The 14,802-nt window shown below is 66.2% G+C and carries 13 protein-coding genes and 1 pseudogene; 2 read left to right on the top strand and 12 right to left on the bottom strand.

The features are described 5' to 3' along the window. Nucleotides 1-12: 12 nt before the first annotated feature. The 6 genes and pseudogenes from ribBA to CFB45_RS04725 form a co-directional block, all read right to left on the bottom strand. Nucleotides 13-1,155, bottom strand: a complete 1,143-nt coding sequence (gene ribBA, locus CFB45_RS04705; protein WP_089424716.1) for a bifunctional 3,4-dihydroxy-2-butanone-4-phosphate synthase/GTP cyclohydrolase II — start codon at nucleotides 1,153-1,155, stop codon at nucleotides 13-15. A gap of 193 nt (nucleotides 1,156-1,348) precedes the next feature. After that, on the bottom strand, nucleotides 1,349-1,867 hold the full coding sequence (locus CFB45_RS04710) for a DUF1993 domain-containing protein (protein WP_089424717.1): 519 nt from the start codon (nucleotides 1,865-1,867) through the stop codon (nucleotides 1,349-1,351). Nucleotides 1,868-2,210: 343 nt separating this feature from the next. After that, nucleotides 2,211-2,291: pseudogene (locus CFB45_RS39340) on the bottom strand (riboflavin synthase); the annotation flags it as partial. Between the two features lie 37 nt (nucleotides 2,292-2,328). Further along, nucleotides 2,329-3,450, bottom strand: a complete 1,122-nt coding sequence (gene ribD, locus CFB45_RS04715; protein WP_089424718.1) for a bifunctional diaminohydroxyphosphoribosylaminopyrimidine deaminase/5-amino-6-(5-phosphoribosylamino)uracil reductase RibD — start codon at nucleotides 3,448-3,450, stop codon at nucleotides 2,329-2,331. Nucleotides 3,451-3,465: 15 nt separating this feature from the next. Beyond that, nucleotides 3,466-4,749, bottom strand: a complete 1,284-nt coding sequence (hemL, locus tag CFB45_RS04720) for a glutamate-1-semialdehyde 2,1-aminomutase (RefSeq protein ID WP_014897811.1) — start codon at nucleotides 4,747-4,749, stop codon at nucleotides 3,466-3,468. A 176-nt stretch (nucleotides 4,750-4,925) separates the two neighbouring features. After that, on the bottom strand, nucleotides 4,926-5,390 hold the full coding sequence (locus tag CFB45_RS04725; RefSeq protein ID WP_089424719.1) for a hypothetical protein: 465 nt from the start codon (nucleotides 5,388-5,390) through the stop codon (nucleotides 4,926-4,928). Between the two features lie 247 nt (nucleotides 5,391-5,637). On the opposite strand from CFB45_RS04725, the gene CFB45_RS04730 reads away from it, so the two are divergent. After that, the gene (locus tag CFB45_RS04730) at nucleotides 5,638-6,855 is read left to right on the top strand and encodes a Bcr/CflA family multidrug efflux MFS transporter (protein WP_089424720.1); all 1,218 of its coding nucleotides are present in this window, start codon (nucleotides 5,638-5,640) and stop codon (nucleotides 6,853-6,855) included. Nucleotides 6,856-7,026: 171 nt separating this feature from the next. Here the strand turns inward: CFB45_RS04730 and CFB45_RS04735 are convergent, their stop codons facing one another. The 6 genes from CFB45_RS04735 to zwf form a co-directional block, all read right to left on the bottom strand. Beyond that, complete coding sequence (locus tag CFB45_RS04735) at nucleotides 7,027-7,488, bottom strand: type VI secretion system amidase immunity protein Tai4 (protein ID WP_089424721.1); 462 nt, start codon at nucleotides 7,486-7,488, stop codon at nucleotides 7,027-7,029. A 73-nt stretch (nucleotides 7,489-7,561) separates the two neighbouring features. After that, the gene (locus CFB45_RS04740; RefSeq protein ID WP_089424722.1) at nucleotides 7,562-7,918 is read right to left on the bottom strand and encodes a DUF1493 family protein; all 357 of its coding nucleotides are present in this window, start codon (nucleotides 7,916-7,918) and stop codon (nucleotides 7,562-7,564) included. Next, nucleotides 7,918-8,349 carry an STM2901 family protein gene (locus CFB45_RS04745; RefSeq protein WP_089424723.1) on the bottom strand — a complete coding sequence of 144 codons (432 nt, stop codon included), beginning with the start codon at nucleotides 8,347-8,349 and terminating at the stop codon, nucleotides 7,918-7,920. Before CFB45_RS04745 ends, CFB45_RS04740 begins: the two co-directional genes overlap by 1 nt. A gap of 575 nt (nucleotides 8,350-8,924) precedes the next feature. Continuing rightward, nucleotides 8,925-10,853, bottom strand: coding sequence for a bifunctional transcriptional regulator/glucokinase (locus tag CFB45_RS04750; protein ID WP_006476653.1), 1,929 nt, complete (start codon nucleotides 10,851-10,853; stop codon nucleotides 8,925-8,927). After that, nucleotides 10,831-11,511: a 6-phosphogluconolactonase gene (gene pgl / locus CFB45_RS04755; protein ID WP_089424724.1), complete on the bottom strand. Its 681-nt coding sequence runs from the start codon at nucleotides 11,509-11,511 to the stop codon at nucleotides 10,831-10,833. The genes CFB45_RS04750 and pgl overlap by 23 nt, the downstream gene beginning before the upstream one ends. 88 nt (nucleotides 11,512-11,599) lie before the next feature. After that, on the bottom strand, nucleotides 11,600-13,069 hold the full coding sequence (gene zwf / locus CFB45_RS04760; protein WP_089424725.1) for a glucose-6-phosphate dehydrogenase: 1,470 nt from the start codon (nucleotides 13,067-13,069) through the stop codon (nucleotides 11,600-11,602). 431 nt (nucleotides 13,070-13,500) lie between these two features. Here zwf and CFB45_RS04765 point away from each other — a divergent pair, with 431 nt between their 5' ends. Next, complete coding sequence (locus CFB45_RS04765; protein WP_069247370.1) at nucleotides 13,501-14,748, top strand: ABC transporter substrate-binding protein; 1,248 nt, start codon at nucleotides 13,501-13,503, stop codon at nucleotides 14,746-14,748. Nucleotides 14,749-14,802 lie beyond the last annotated feature (54 nt).

Below are 14,802 nucleotides of genomic sequence, written 5' to 3' on the forward strand. Positions count from 1 at the left end.
CGCCGTGGCGGGTTACGCGTGGGACGCCGGGCAGGACTTGGCTTCGCCGCCGGGCATCGGAATGAAGCCCGTGACTTCCAGGCCGTAGCCGGACATGCTGCCCAGCTTGCGCGGATTCGACAGCACCTGCATCTTGCTGACCCCGACATCGCGCAGGATCTGCGCGCCGATGCCGAACGTCTTGAAATCAACCGGCCGGCGCTTGAGCACAGCGGCCTTTTCTTCCTCGTCGAACGCCTTGAAGACGTCGATCAGGTGTTCCTTCGTGTCGCCGCAGTTGAGCAGCACGATCACGCCGAGGTCGCGCTCCGCGATCTCGCGCATCGCGGCGTCGAGCGTCCACGAGTGCGTCGACACGCCCGTCTCGAGCAGGTCGAGCACCGACAGCGGCTCGTGCACGCGCACCGGCGTATCGACGTCCGGCGACGGCGTGCCGCGCACCAGCGCGATGTGCGGCGAGCCGCTCGGCTGGTCGCGGTACAGCACCGCGCGGAACGTGCCGTGCGCGGTCTGCATCGTGCGCTCGGCGATCCGCTCGATGATCGATTCGGTGCGGCTGCGGTACTGGATCAGGTCGGCGATCGTGCCGATCTTCAGGTTGTGTTCCTGCGCGAACTCGATCAGGTCGGGCAGGCGCGCCATCGTGCCGTCGTCCTTGATGATCTCGCAGATCACCGCGGCCGGCGTGAGGCCCGCCAGCGCGGTGAAGTCGCAACCGGCCTCGGTGTGGCCCGCGCGCACGAGCACGCCGCCCGGCTGCGCCATGATCGGGAACACGTGGCCCGGCTGCACGATGTGCTCGGGGCGCACGTCATGCGCGACCGCCGTGGCGATCGTGTGCGCACGGTCGGCGGCCGAGATGCCGGTCGTCACGCCTTCGGCCGCTTCGATGCTGACCGTGAACGCGGTGCCGTACTGCGTGCCGTTGCGGTAGGTCATCAGCGGCAGGTGCAGCTGCTTGCAGCGTTCCTGCGTCAACGTCAGACAAACCAGGCCGCGGCCGTACTTGGCCATGAAGTTGATCGCTTCCGGCGTGACGAATTCGGCGGCGATCACGAGGTCGCCCTCGTTTTCGCGGTCTTCTTCGTCGACCAGGATCACCATCCGGCCGGCTTTCAGCTCGGCGATGATGTCGAGCGTGGAGGCGAGCGTCATAAGGGGGCGTGAAAGAGGAAAGTGCGTATTTTACGCCAGCCGGACGACGTTTCGGCTGGCGTGGACCGCGCGCGGCCGGCGAGCGCTCCGGAAAGCGCTGCGGCCGGCCTGCGCGTCAGGCCTGGCGGGGCCGCCGCGCATTGGCTGCATGCGCGTGCGGACGGTGGCGGGCAGGGTTTTTCCCGGCCGCGCGTCACGCGTGCTGGTCGCGCCCGCCCAGGTAGTCGAGCTTGCCGAGCTCGACGCCGCTGTGGCGCAGGATGTCGTACGCGGTCGTCACGTGGAAGAAGAAGTTGGGCAGCACGAAGTTCAGCAGGTACGACTGGCCGGTGAACTCGATCGGGCCGACGCGCATCTTCAGCACGATCGGGCGCGCCTCGCTGCCGTCGATCTGCGCGGCGTCGAAGCTTTTCAGGTAGTCGATCGTCTTCTGGATACGGGCGTGCAGTTCGTCGAAGGTCTGCTCGACGTCCGGGTAGCTCGGGATTTCGACATCGGCGAGGCGCGCGGCGCAGCCCTTGGCCGTGTCGGTCGCGATGTAGACCTGGCGGACGAGCGGCAGCATGTCCGGGTACAGGCGGGCGCCGACGAACACCGACGGATCGATCTGCTTTTCGGCCGCATGCGCCTGCGCCTTGCCGAGAATGTGCTGAAGATTGGTCAGGCCACGAATCAGGACAGGCACCGAGGCCTGATACATCGAAATGGACATGGGGACGACTCCTTGAGGAAGAGGGTGACCAATACGCGGCCGCACCGTGCGTTGCGGCGCCGGAACCGCTGTCGACGCATCTTAGCGCGGCGGCATGACCCGTGCGCGTCGTTGGCCATTCGGCCAGCTGTCGGGGCAGGTGGGCGAGCGTCGAGCGCACGCGTCGTGGCTTCGACCGGCGACGGCGGCGCGGCGCGAAATGGGGCGGGAGCAATCCGCGTCGTCCCGACGCGATGGGCAACATGTATCGCGCGGCGGGTTCGACGGGCGGCCGACCGAACGAGGTGGCGCGAGGGCGGCGCCCCGGCCACGACGGGCCGAATCGCCCGTCCGTGGCTGACGATCAGTCCTGACGCACGCCTTGCGAAGACGAGAGCATCCGCTCCACATACCGCGCGATCATGTCGACTTCGAGATTGATCTTGCCGCGACAACGCCGGCAAACATCGTGACGATCCCGTTCAGTGCGCGGCGTCGGGCGGCGCGAAGCGCGCGAGGATCCGCAGGTCGTCGCCGACCCGCTCGAACCCGTGGAACGACAGTCGCGTACGCGCGTCGAGGTTCGCCGGCGCGGCGAGGTCGAACATGCCGGCCGCATCGGCGCCCAGCAGGCTCGGCGCGAGGTAGACGAGCAATTCGTCGACGCACTGCTCGCGCAGCAGCGAGCCATTGAGCTTGTGACCGGCCTCGACGTGCAGCTCGTTGACGCCGCGCGCGCCGAGCGCCGCCAGCATCGCGGGCAGGTCGACCTTGCCTTGCGCATTCGCGATCGGCACGATTTCCGCGCCACGGGACTTCAGCACGTTCGCGCGCACTTCGCCGGCGGCGTCGAGCCGGCCGCAGAAGATCAGCAGCGGCGCGCCTTCGAGCAGCCGCGCGTCGAGCGGCAGGTCGAGGCGGCTGTCCACCAGGATGCGCTGCGGCTGGCGCGGCGTGTCGATGCCGCGCACGGTCAGCAGCGGGTTGTCTTCACGCACGGTGCCGATGCCGGTGAGGATCGCGCAGGCGCGCGCACGCCATGCGTGGCCGTCGAGGCGCGCGGCCTCGCCGGTGATCCACTGGCTTTCGCCGGACGGCAGCGCAGTGCGGCCGTCGAGTGACGCGGCGGTCTTCATCCGCACCCACGGGCGGCCGCGCGTCATCCGCGACACGAAGCCGACGTTCAGTTCACCCGCTTCGTGCGCGAGCAGCCCGCAGCGCACGTCGATGCCCGCGTCGCGCAGCATGCCGAGACCGCGCCCCGACACCTGCGGGTTCGGGTCTTCCATCGCGGCGACGACCTTCGCGACGCGCGCTTCAATCAGCGCGTTCGCGCACGGCGGCGTGCGGCCGAAGTGGCTGCACGGCTCGAGCGTGACGTAGACGGTCGAACCGGCGACGTCGTAGCCGCGTGCGCGTGCATCTTTCAGCGCCTGCACTTCCGCGTGATCCTGGCCGGCCGGCTGCGTGAAGCCTTCGCCGATCACGTCGCCGTCCTTGACGATCACGCAGCCGACACGCGGGTTCGGCGCCGTCGTATACATGCCGCGCGCGGCGAGCGCGAGCGCGCGCTGCATGTGGGCGAAATCGATATCCGAGAACATGCGCGCGGCCCCGGGTCAGGCAGCGAGTGCCGCGAATGCGCGGCGCGCGGCCGCGAGCGTCGCGTCGATCACCGCGTCGTCGTGCGTGCTCGACACGAAGCCGGCTTCGTACGCCGACGGCGCGAAGTACACGCCTTCGTCGAGCATCAGGTGGAAGAAGCGGTTGAAGCGCTCGGTGTCGCTCTTCGTCACTTCGGCGAAGCTGGTCGGCACGCGTTCGGCGAAGTAGAGGCCGAACATCGCACCGATCGAGTCGGCCGCGAACGGCACGCCGGCCGCACGCGCTTCGGCCGCGAGGCCGTCGGCGAGGCGCTTGGTCTGCGCGGTGAGCGCGTCGTAGAAGCCAGGCGCCTGGATCAGCTGCAGCGTCTTCAGGCCCGCGGCGACCGCGATCGGATTGCCCGACAGCGTGCCGGCCTGGTAGACGCCGCCGAGCGGCGCGAGGTGGGCCATGATGTCGCGGCGGCCGCCGAACGCGGCAGCCGGCATCCCGCCGCCGATCACCTTGCCGAGGCAGGTGAGGTCGGCCGTGATCCCGTAGTAAGCCTGCGCGCCGCCGAGCGCGACGCGGAACCCGCACATCACTTCGTCGAAGATCAGCACGGCGCCGTGCTTCGTGCACAGTGCGCGCAGCGCGTTCAGGAATTCCGGCGTGCCGCGCACGAGGTTCATGTTGCCCGCGACCGGTTCGACGATCACGGCGGCGATCTCGTCGCCGAACGCGCCGAACGCTTCTTCGAGCGCGGCGACGTTGTTGTATTCGAGAACGGTCGTGTGCTTCGCGATGTCGGCGGGCACGCCGGCCGACGTCGGGTTGCCGAACGTCAGCAGGCCCGAGCCGGCCTTGACCAGCAGGCTGTCCGCGTGGCCGTGGTAGCAGCCCTCGAACTTGACGATGCGGCTGCGGCCCGTGAAGCCGCGCGCGAGACGCAGCGCGCTCATCGTGGCCTCGGTGCCGCTCGACACCATCCGCACCTGCTCGATCGACGGCACGAGCTTGCAGATTTCCTCGGCGATCTCGATCTCGGCTTCGGTCGGCGCGCCGAACGAGAAGCCGTCGGCGAGCACGTTCTGCACGGCCGACAGCACTTCCGGATGGACGTGACCGACGATCATCGGGCCCCACGAGCCGATGTAGTCGATGTACTGCTTGCCGTCGGCATCCCAGAAATACGGGCCTTGTGCGCGCGCGACGAAGCGCGGCGTGCCGCCGACCGAACGGAAGGCGCGCACCGGCGAGTTGACGCCGCCGGGAATGGTCTTCTGGGCGCGTTCGAAGAGGATCTGATTGTTGGACATGAGCGAAACCTGCGAGAGAAGGGCGCGGGGGCCTGTGCACGGGCCGCGGCGCCTGGGCGGAACGATCGTCTGATTGTACCGGAGACGCGCGCGGCGGGCCCGCGGCACGGTCTGCGGCGTATCGGCGCGCGAGGGATCGCGCGGGCCGGGGAGAAAGCGTGGGTGATTCGGCCCCGTTATCGATCCGGCAACGGCGGCGGCTTGCGCTTGCCGGTCAGCTCGGCCCAGCGCTTCTCGAGCGGGCCTTCGACCATCGGCTTGATCACCGTGCCGGAGCTCTGGGCATCCCAGGTCTGCACCGAATACGGATGGACGCGCAGCGCGTCGCGCGCGATCACGACGTCCTGGTGCGCGTCGACCAGCCAGTCGTATACGAAGTCGATGCACAGCCGGTAGCCGCGCTTCGTCGACGGATCGGGCACCTCGTATGGCGCGCGCGTCACGTAGCCGGAGCCGAACACGCCCTTGGGCTCCTTCGCGACGCGATGCAGGAACACGCGGTCGCCCGGCAGGATGCCGCGCGCGAACCCGCAGCCCCACACGTCATGCACGGCCTCGCCGGCCTTCACGCGCGCGGCGATGTCGGGCAGTTCGGGCCACGGCCATTTCTTGGGGCTCCAGATCAGCAGGAAAGCGGTCATCGGTTCGGTCGTGAGTCGAATTGGTCAGACAAGAGGGGCGGGACGCTGCAAGCTTAATCGAATCCCGGTGCTCGATCCCGCGCGGCGGGCGTCGCGCCGGTGTATTCCCGGCAGCCGCGCACGCGGCCGCCAGCACGCAAAAAAGTTGCGCGTACAATCATGGGCCTGGGCGCGCCGTTCGCGGCGCGGCCTCCCGTCTTCACCGCCACGCGCGCCCCGATGCGCGCGGGCTCCATTCCGGATACCCATGTCTCACGTCATCCGACGCCGGCCCGATGCCCGGCTGATCCTGTTGCTCGGCGCGCTCGCCGCTTGCGGGCCGATCGCTACCGACATGTACCTGCCGAGCCTGCCGTCGATCGCCGCCGGCTTCTCCGTCAGCCCCGGCGCCGCGCAGCGCACGCTGACGAGCTTCATGGCCGGCTTCTCGGTCGGCATGCTGCTGTACGGCCCGCTGTCCGACACGTGGGGCCGCCGCCCCGTGCTGCTCGGCGGCATCGCGCTGTTCACGCTCGCCAGCATCGGCTGCTTCGTGTCGACGTCGATCGACATGCTGATCCTCGTGCGCTTCCTGCAGGCGCTCGGCGCCGGCGCGGCGTCGGTGCTGTCGCGTGCGATCGCGCGCGACGCGCACGAGCCGACCGACGCGGCGAAGGTGCTGTCGATGGTGGCGATCGTCACCGCGGTCGGGCCGTTGCTCGCGCCGCTGATCGGCGGGCAGATCCTGCGTTTCTCCGGCTGGCGCGGCGTGTTCGTCGTGCTGGCCGTGTTCGGCGCGGTATGCGCGGCGACCGCGTACCTGCGCGTGCCCGAAACCTGGCCGAAGGAGCGGCGCAAGAGCGCGGCCGTGCTCGCGTCGTTTGCGTCGTACGGGCGCATCCTGTCCGATCCCGTTGCCTGGGGGCACATGCTGTGCGGCGGGATGGCGTTCGCGTCGATGTTCTCGTACATCACCGCCACGCCGTTCGTGTACATCGAGTATTTCCACGTGTCGCCGCAGCACTACGGGCTGCTGTTCGGCCTGAACGTCGTCGGCATCATGATCGGCAACTTCACGAACACGCGGCTCGTCGGCCGCCTCGGCTCGCTGCGCATCATCGCGGCCGCGTCGCTCGTGAGCTGCGTCGCGTCGCTCGCGGTCGCGCTCGTCGCGCTGACGGGGTGGGGCGGGCTGTGGTCGATCGTCGTGTGCCTGTTCTTCGTCGTCGGCGTGGTCGGGATCCTGTCCGCGAACTGCACGACCGACCTCATGCATCGCTATCCGCACAACGCGGGCGCGTCGGCGGCCGTGTTCGGCGCGATGCAGCTGGCGCTCGGCGCGCTCGCGAGCGTCGCGATCGGCGCACTCGCGGACGGCACGCCGTTCGCGATGGGCGTGACGATCGGTGTGTCGGGCGTGCTGTGTTTCGCCGGGCGTTATCTGGTCCTGCGCTGGCATGGCCGGCCGGTGAAAGCGGGCGCTTGAGCCGCGGGGCGGGACAGGTGGGCGAGGGGGCCGTGGATGCGCGAACGCGCCGGGCCGCGGTTTGCTTCGGAACACCTCGCGGGCAGCCCCGTCGCGTGGAGCAGCAATTTCGTGGTGTCGGGGCGTGCGTGTAGTCAATGCGGGCCATGCATTCGACTTCTCACGTCAGCGTCATTTGGAACGGTCAGACGAGCGATTGTCGAGTTCGTAGCTGCGCTTTGGGTTGATCACGAACCGCTTGGCTTGGGCGTTGAGTTCCTTGCTGTGGTACAGATCCACGCATTTCAAAAAATCGAACTTCACGCCTTTGACTTCGGATTCGACGATCGGATTGCGATAGTCCCGTGCGAGAAAGCGATTGACCAGCGATTTGCCCGCGTCGGGGTTCCGCTCCAGATCGAAGTATGTCCAGTCCATCAGGGCGCTGGCGCTGCTTCCCGCGTCCATCGCAGCAGAAGGTTGATCCCGATAAGCGGTTGCGACACATTCCGCGAGCATCATGTCCTTGTAGTTCTGCGCATAGGATCGGGCGCTTGCTTGCGGTGACGACGTCGTATCCGCGGCGTGGCCGGACTGTGCCGCGAACGTCAATGCCCAGAACATCACACACCGGAGCAGCGGATTTTGTCTCATGGCTGACACCCAGAGATGTGCACGGATCCAACACATCGCCTAAAAATAAACCGGTCTATTCGGCGAGGTGCGATCAGCGCGGCAGACTTTCCAAGCGCTGATTGTTCCACTCTCCATCTAAAATAGCCTGATAGAGCATACCTAGAGTCAATGGCACTTTTTCATATTTTTTTCGGCGTTTTCTGGAGAAAGCCATCCGCGCAACTTCAATCAAGCTAAAGCCCTCTCCTGAGAAATAGCGACTGAACTCAAAATCTCCAACTTGCACCGGAAATTTATCGAAAAACCTCTCCATAAACTCGACCGCATCGTCGCCAGTAATATCCAAATCACCCTCGACGGCATGGCCTTTTGTGAGATTTTTTTTAGGACTAACATCAGCCACCCTTCTCACAAAATCCTCAAACTCGTTCCATGTAAACTGGCTCATCAGAACACCTTGTCCTCAGGCTTAACAAGCGCGTTATAGCGCGACACGGAACGGATGCTGATCATCGTGACATTGTTGGCAGCAATGACCCAGCCAACGACAGGAACCGCGCGCCCAACGAAAACCCCAATGTTTCTTACCATAATGAACTTCAATCGCTTAACGCTGGCGTTGGTCAGCGTCGGGAGGATCTTCTTCTTCAAATCGTAGTCCAGATACTTGCGACTCAATATCGACGCAACAGAAGTACCCGGCGTGGTACCAAAGAGCTTTGCTCGTGTTGGCATCCAATTTTGACCCGCCACAATGGCAACTACTGCCGCTACATCGTCAACGCCAAGCTCCTTGCATGTCTCATCGATAAAGACAAGGAAAAACAGCTCCATCGGCGTGAGATCTCGATGTGTACCAAAGTCATAGGTATTGTTCATTATAGTGTTCCTCTCTCAGGCTATCGACGAGGCTGAAACCTCGAAGAGAACGATCCCGTGCCTATCGTCCCGGGTGCAGCCTCCCGGCGAAGGCGGGAATTTGATCACTTCTGCTTTGCCCCGTCGCTGGATATGGGTGCCACGTTGCCCCAATCGCTCGCGCAATCTTTTCCGCGGAATTTATCGGCGCGTAAATGCGCTTTACATGCTGCCCATGCGGCTGAAAAACGTGGTCTAGGCATATCCCTCTCCACAAACTGGATGAACGTGATGCCGTCGATGCCAATCGGGGTTCTGTGAGAAACGCGTCATTTCTCGCGTCGGACCGGGATGGCGGCATCAGCGGAGTGAAGGAAGTTACGGAGCTTGGGCAACGGCTGACAATTGGACGTGTTCGAAAATGGGAGCGCGTACGAACACGTGAAGTCACGTGCAGCTCTCGGCAGACGTCATGGTGGATGCTTGTCGAGCCGCCGTGGTTCGGCGCGGCTCCCCAATGCAAAACACCCCGAACGCTGGATCAGCCGTCCAGCGTTCGGGGTGTCATTCACCCGTGACGTTCCTTTACCGCCGCGTCAATCCCGCGCGACGTCCTTCGCCGCCGGCGATGCACCGTGGCTCAGCCAGTCGAGCACGTCGGCCGTTTCGTCGTCGCTCGCGCGCGCCTTCGCCTGCGCGACAGCCTCGGGCAGTTCGCCGTTCGTCGACGCACGGCGGATCGCGACGCCGACCGCGAGGATGTCGATCATCAGCAGATGCAGGATCCGCGAGATCATCGACAGCTGCGATTCGCGCATCTCGATGTGGTCGGTTTCGAGCGCGACGGTCGCGCGCTTCGCGAGCGGCGTGTTGCTCGACGTGATCGCGATCACCTTCGCGCCGGCCTGCATCGCGACGTCGAGCACGCGCAGCAGCTCGGGCGCGCGCCCCGACTTCGACACCGCGACGATCACGTCGCCCTTGCCGAGCAACGCGGCCGATGCGGCCTGCATGTACAGGTCGCCGTACGCGATCGTCGGGATCCCGAAGCGGAAGAACTTGTAATGCGCGTCCTGCGCGACGATGTTCGAATTGCCGAGCCCGTAGAACTCGATGCGCCGTGCGCCGTTCAGGATCTCGATCGCGTTCTCGACGTGCTCGAAATTCAGGTGCTCGCGCAACTGCAGGATCGCGGACACCGTGTTGTCGAGCACCTTCGCGCCGAAGTCGGTGGCCGTGTCGCCGAGATGCACCTGGCTGTGGCTCATCGGGATCGTGCCGGTGAGGCCGGTGGCGAGCTTCAGCTTGAAGTCGGACAGCCCCTGGCAGCCGAGCGAGCGGCAGAAGCGGATCACGGTCGGCTGGCTCACGTCGGCCTTGCGCGCGATGTCGACGATCGGATCGTTGATGATCGAGCGCGGATGGTTCAGCGCGAGATCGGCGACGCGGCGCTCGGCCGGCGTCAGCGCGTCACGCATCTGGCGGATCCGTTCGAACACGGCCGACGACGCACCGCCCGAGCGGTTCGACAACTGCTCCGCGAGGATCGCCGACACGCCGAGGAACGCCGGGTATTCGGCGGTGATCAGGTAGGTCGGGATGTTCTCGAGGTAGTGCGTGAAGCGGCCCTTCGCCTCGAAGCGCGCGCGGAACGACGAGCGCGTGAACAGTTCGCCGAGCTTCAGCGCGACGCCGCCGCCGATGTACACGCCGCCGAGCGCGCCGAGCGTCAGCGCGACGCTGCCCGCGAACGCGCCGAGAATCCCGCAGAAGCATTCGACCGTCTCGAGCGCGAGGGCGTCGCCCGCATGCGCGCGCTCGACGATCTCGACCGTGTCGACGGTCGCGGCCACGCGCTTCTTGTCGCGCGCGGCGAGCGCGCGATAGATGATCTCCATGCCGGGGCCCGCACACACGCGTTCGAACGACACGTGCGGAAACTTCTTGCGCGCATACTGCAGCACCAGGTCCTCGCGCTCGTCCTGCGGCGCGAACGACGCGTGGCCGCCTTCGCTGCCGAGCGCGATCCAGCGGTCGTCGGCCGGAATCAGCCCCGACACGCCGAGCCCGGTGCCGGGCCCGAGCAGCCCGATCACGCTGTTCTGGCGGCGCGCGCCGCCGCCGACCTGCACGCGTTGCGCATCGGTCAGGCCCGGCAGCGCCATCGCGAGCGCGGTGAAATCGTTGACGACGAGCAGCGTGTCGAAGCCGAGCGCACGGCGCGTCGCCTCGATCGAGAAGCTCCAGTCGTGGTTGGTCATCGTGACCTGGTCGCCGTCGACGGGATTGGCGATCGCGATCGCCGCGTGGTTCACGCGGCTGATCTTCACATCCTTCAGATACTTGCGGATCGCGTCGGTGATCGTCGGATAGTCGGCGCCGGGATAGACGCGAATCTGCGTGATCTCGCCCGGGCCGGTTTCCAGCGCGAAGCGCGCGTTGGTGCCGCCGACGTCCGCGAGCAGGCGCGGGCCGTCGGCATGCTGACCCGCGACGACCGCCTTACTTTGCGCACCAGTAGACATCGAGCTGGGTCCCCTTGTCGTTGGCCAGTTGGGAAATCGCGTTCTTCTGCAGCGATGCGGCCGCGGCGTCGAGCACCGCGCGTTTGCGTTCGCCCGCGATCAGCAGGAACAGCCGGTCGACGCGCTTGAGCGCATCGAGCGAGAAGCTTACGCGCGCATGCGGCGCGGCGCCGGGATGGACGGCGACGAAACGCTCGGGCGTCGTGATCGCGTGATCCCATTCGGGCGCATCGGCGAAGATCGACGCGGTATGGCCGTCCTCGCCCATGCCGAGCACCGCGACGCTCGGCACGCGGTAGTCGGCGTTCGCGTTCAGCGCGGCGACGTGTGCGTCGAGCGCGGCACGCGTGTCGACGAGCGGCAGGAAGCGGGCAGGAGCGGCGGCGTGCTGCAGCAGCGTGTCGCGCACGAGCTGCGCGTTGCTGGCTGCATCGTCCTCCGGCACCCAGCGGTCGTCGACCAGCGTCACGTCGACGCCGGCCCAGTCGAGCGCCGCGTGCGACAGCGTGTGCAGGAACGGGCGCGGGCTCGTGCCGCCGGACACCGCGAGCGTCGGGCGCGCGGGGCCGGCGAGCGCGGCGCGCAGCGCATCGCCGACGGCGCGCGCGAGCGCTTCGCTTTGCGCTTCCTGGGTGTCGAAAGCGTGAATCTCGATCACATCTCCTCCGGACTGCTTTGTCTGTTCAAATCGTACGAATCGTGGGGCACGTTGCCGCGTACGGTGGCGTGCGCGGCAACGGTTTGCATCAGTTCTCTTCTTCGAGCCAGCAGGTGTCGTGCTGCGCGAGCATCGCGCTCGCCGCGGCCGGCCCCCACGTGCCCGCCGCATACGGCTTCGGCGGCTTCAGCGTGCGTGCCCATTCGTTCAGGATAGGCTCGACCCAGCGCCATGCGGCTTCCTGTTCGTCGCGTCGCACGAAGAGGGCGAGGCGGCCGTTGATCACGTCGAGCAGCAGGCGCTGGTACGCCTCCATCTGCCCTTCCTTGAAGAACTGGTCGAACGCAAGGTCGAGGTGCACGCTCGCGAGGTTCATCCCTTCGCCGGGCTGCTTCGCGAGGCAGTACAGGCGGATCGTCTCGTTCGGCTGCAGCCGGATCACGAGGCGGTTCGAACCGGGACGCAGCGCGGTGGGCCCGAGCGCCGAATGCGGCACCGGGCGGAAATTGACGACGATCTCCGCGACGCGATCGGCAAGCCGCTTGCCGGTGCGCAGGAAGAACGGCACGCCGGCCCAGCGCCAGTTCTCGATCTCGACCTTCAATGCGACGAAGGTTTCGGTCTGGCTGTCGGGCTTCACGCCCGGTTCGGTCGCGTAGGCCGGCACCTGCGCGCCCTTGATCACGCCCGCATGATACTGGCCGCGCACGGCCACCTTGCCGATGTCGCGCGGATCGACCGGCTTCAGCGCGCGCAGCACGCGCAGCTTTTCGTCGCGCACCGAATCCGAATCCATCGAATGCGGCGGCTCCATCGCGACGATCGACAGCAGCTGCAGCAGGTGGTTCTGCACCATGTCGCGCAGCGCGCCGGTATTGTCGTAGAAATCGCCGCGTGCCTCGACGCCGAGCTCCTCGGCGATCGTGATCTGGATGCTCTCGACCCATTCGCGGCGCCACAGCGGCTCGAACAGCGCATTGCCGAAGCGCAGCGCGAGCAGGTTCTGAACGGGTTCCTTGCCGAGGTAGTGGTCGATCCGGTAGATCTGGCCTTCCGCAAAGATCTCGCCGACCGCGTCGTTGATCGCATTCGACGACTTCAGGTCGTAGCCGAGCGGCTTCTCGAGCACGATGCGCGAGCCTTCGCTCAGGCCGACCGACGCGAGCGCCTTGCAGATCGGCACGAACAGCGACGGGCCCGTCGCGAGATAGAACACGCGGATGCCGGGCAGCGCTGCCACCGCGTCGCGCAGCACGACGTAGTCTTCCGCGCGGCCGAGATCGAGGTGCACGTACTCGATGCGATCGAGGAAGGACTTCCACGCAGCTTCGTCGAACGCGTTGCCGGCGGCCTTGGCCGCGTGCGGCTTCACGTGGGTGTCGACCCATTCGAGATAGGACGCCCGATCCGATTCATGACGCGCCACGGCGACGATCCGGCCGCTCTCCGCCAGCATGTTCGCACGGTGCGCTTCGAACAGCGCGGGCAGGATCTTGCGCATCGACAGATCGCCGGTGCCGCCGAAAAGTACGAAGGTAAAGCTGGAATCGGTATGCATGTGTCTCCGCCGGGTTGGGGTGCTCGGAAGCGATCCGTAGTGCGATAAAAATATTTTTGACACTGAATTGTAGTTTAACTACAATCCGCCGCAAGGGGTAGCACCTGGGTGAAGAAAAAAAGAAGTGCGGTCGATGAACTGCGCGAGCTTCGCCTTCGGGAACGCCTTGTGCCGAATGTTATCGGACATTGACGGCGCGCATCGTCCGCGCGACGTCGGCCCCGGGCTCGCGCCGCATCACCGCGGCGGGCCAGAAACACCAAGAGGAGACACGCCGTTGAATCTCGATTCACGCTTTCTGTAAGAGCCCGGCCGGTCATCGGCCCCGTACGCTGCATGCGTCCCGCGGCTCGATTTCCCCGTCGTTATCAAGAAGCCGGTTCCCGCTCAAGGGAACCTCACGAGTTGATTCAGTCTGGAGGAGATAAGTAATGAAAGTTCGCTCGATCATGGGCGCGCTCTGCGCCGCAGGTCTGATGGCCGGCGCCGTGGCGGCGCAGGCAGCCGAGAACGTGACGGTGCTGCACTGGTGGACCTCGGGCGGCGAGTCGAAGGCCGTCGGCGTGCTGAAGGACGACGTGCAGAAGCAGGGCTACGTGTGGAAGGACTTCGCGGTCGCGGGCGGCGCCGGCGCCGCGGCGATGACCGCGCTGAAGACCAAGGTGATCAGCGGCGATTCTCCGTCGGCCGCGCAGATCAAGGGCCCGCTGATCCAGGACTGGGCCGACCAGGGCGTGCTCGTCAACATCGATTCCGCTGCCGGCGACTGGAAGCAGAACCTGCCGCCGGAAATCGACAAGATCATCAAGTACAAGGGCCACACCGTCGCGGCGCCGTTCTCGGTGCACCGCGTGAACTGGCTGTACATCAACAAGGCCGCGCTCGACAAGGTCGGCGCGAAGGTGCCGACCACCTGGCCTGAATTCTTCGCGGTGGCCGACAAGCTGAAGGCCGCGGGCATCCAGCCGGTCGCGATGGGCGGCCAGCCGTGGCAGGACCTGACGCTGTGGGAAGACGTCGTGCTCTCGCAGGGTCCGGCGTTCTACAAGAAGGCGCTGGTCGACCTCGACCAGGCGACGCTGACCTCGCCGCAGATGCTGTCCGTGTTCGACACGGTGCGCAAGATCCAGGGCTACTTCGACACCGGCCGTAACGGCCGCGACTGGAACCTCGCGACCGCGATGGTCATCAACGGCAAGGCCGGCATGCAGTTCATGGGCGACTGGGCGAAGGGCGAGTTCGAGAACGCCGGCAAGAAGGCGGGCAAGGACTACGTCTGCGCGCCGGTGCCGGGCACCGCGAATTCGTACACGTTCAACGTCGACTCGTTCGTGTTCTTCCAGCAGAAGGGCGAGAAGAACGCGACGCCGGGCCAGCTCGCGCTCGCGAAGACGATCATGACGCCGGACTTCCAGGAGCAGTTCAGCCTGCTGAAGGGTTCGGTGCCGGTCCGCCTCGGCGTGAAGATGGACAAGTTCGACGACTGCGCGAAGAAGTCGTATGCCGACGAGCAGACCGCGATCAAGTCGGGCGGCTTCGTCCCGTCGCTCGCGCACGGGATGGCGCAGAGCGACGCGACCGCCGGCGCGATCACGGACGTCGTGACGAAGTTCATGAACTCGCAGCAGGATTCGAAGAGCGCGGTCGCCGCGCTCGCGAAGGCCGCGAAGGTCAAGTAACGCGCGACAGGCGCCCGGCCGGAAACGCTTCATCGGCCGGGCGTTTTTGCATGT

This window comes from Burkholderia sp. HI2500 (assembly GCF_002223055.1).
Lineage (GTDB): Bacteria > Pseudomonadota > Gammaproteobacteria > Burkholderiales > Burkholderiaceae > Burkholderia.

Coding starts and splice junctions, on each gene's coding strand:
- CFB45_RS04735 (WP_089424721.1), bottom strand. CDS start 7,488: ATGAGACAAAATCCGCTGCTCCGGTGTGTGATGTTCTGGGCATTGACG.
- CFB45_RS04765 (WP_069247370.1), top strand. CDS start 13,501: ATGAAAGTTCGCTCGATCATGGGCGCGCTCTGCGCCGCAGGTCTGATG.
- ribD (WP_089424718.1), bottom strand. CDS start 3,450: ATGTTCTCGGATATCGATTTCGCCCACATGCAGCGCGCGCTCGCGCTC.
- CFB45_RS04745 (WP_089424723.1), bottom strand. CDS start 8,349: ATGAACAATACCTATGACTTTGGTACACATCGAGATCTCACGCCGATG.
- hemL (WP_014897811.1), bottom strand. CDS start 4,749: ATGTCCAACAATCAGATCCTCTTCGAACGCGCCCAGAAGACCATTCCC.
- zwf (WP_089424725.1), bottom strand. CDS start 13,069: ATGCATACCGATTCCAGCTTTACCTTCGTACTTTTCGGCGGCACCGGC.
- CFB45_RS04740 (WP_089424722.1), bottom strand. CDS start 7,918: ATGAGCCAGTTTACATGGAACGAGTTTGAGGATTTTGTGAGAAGGGTG.
- CFB45_RS04725 (WP_089424719.1), bottom strand. CDS start 5,390: ATGACCGCTTTCCTGCTGATCTGGAGCCCCAAGAAATGGCCGTGGCCC.
- CFB45_RS04750 (WP_006476653.1), bottom strand. CDS start 10,853: ATGTCTACTGGTGCGCAAAGTAAGGCGGTCGTCGCGGGTCAGCATGCC.
- ribBA (WP_089424716.1), bottom strand. CDS start 1,155: ATGACGCTCGCCTCCACGCTCGACATCATCGCCGAGCTGAAAGCCGGC.
- CFB45_RS04730 (WP_089424720.1), top strand. CDS start 5,638: ATGTCTCACGTCATCCGACGCCGGCCCGATGCCCGGCTGATCCTGTTG.
- CFB45_RS04710 (WP_089424717.1), bottom strand. CDS start 1,867: ATGTCCATTTCGATGTATCAGGCCTCGGTGCCTGTCCTGATTCGTGGC.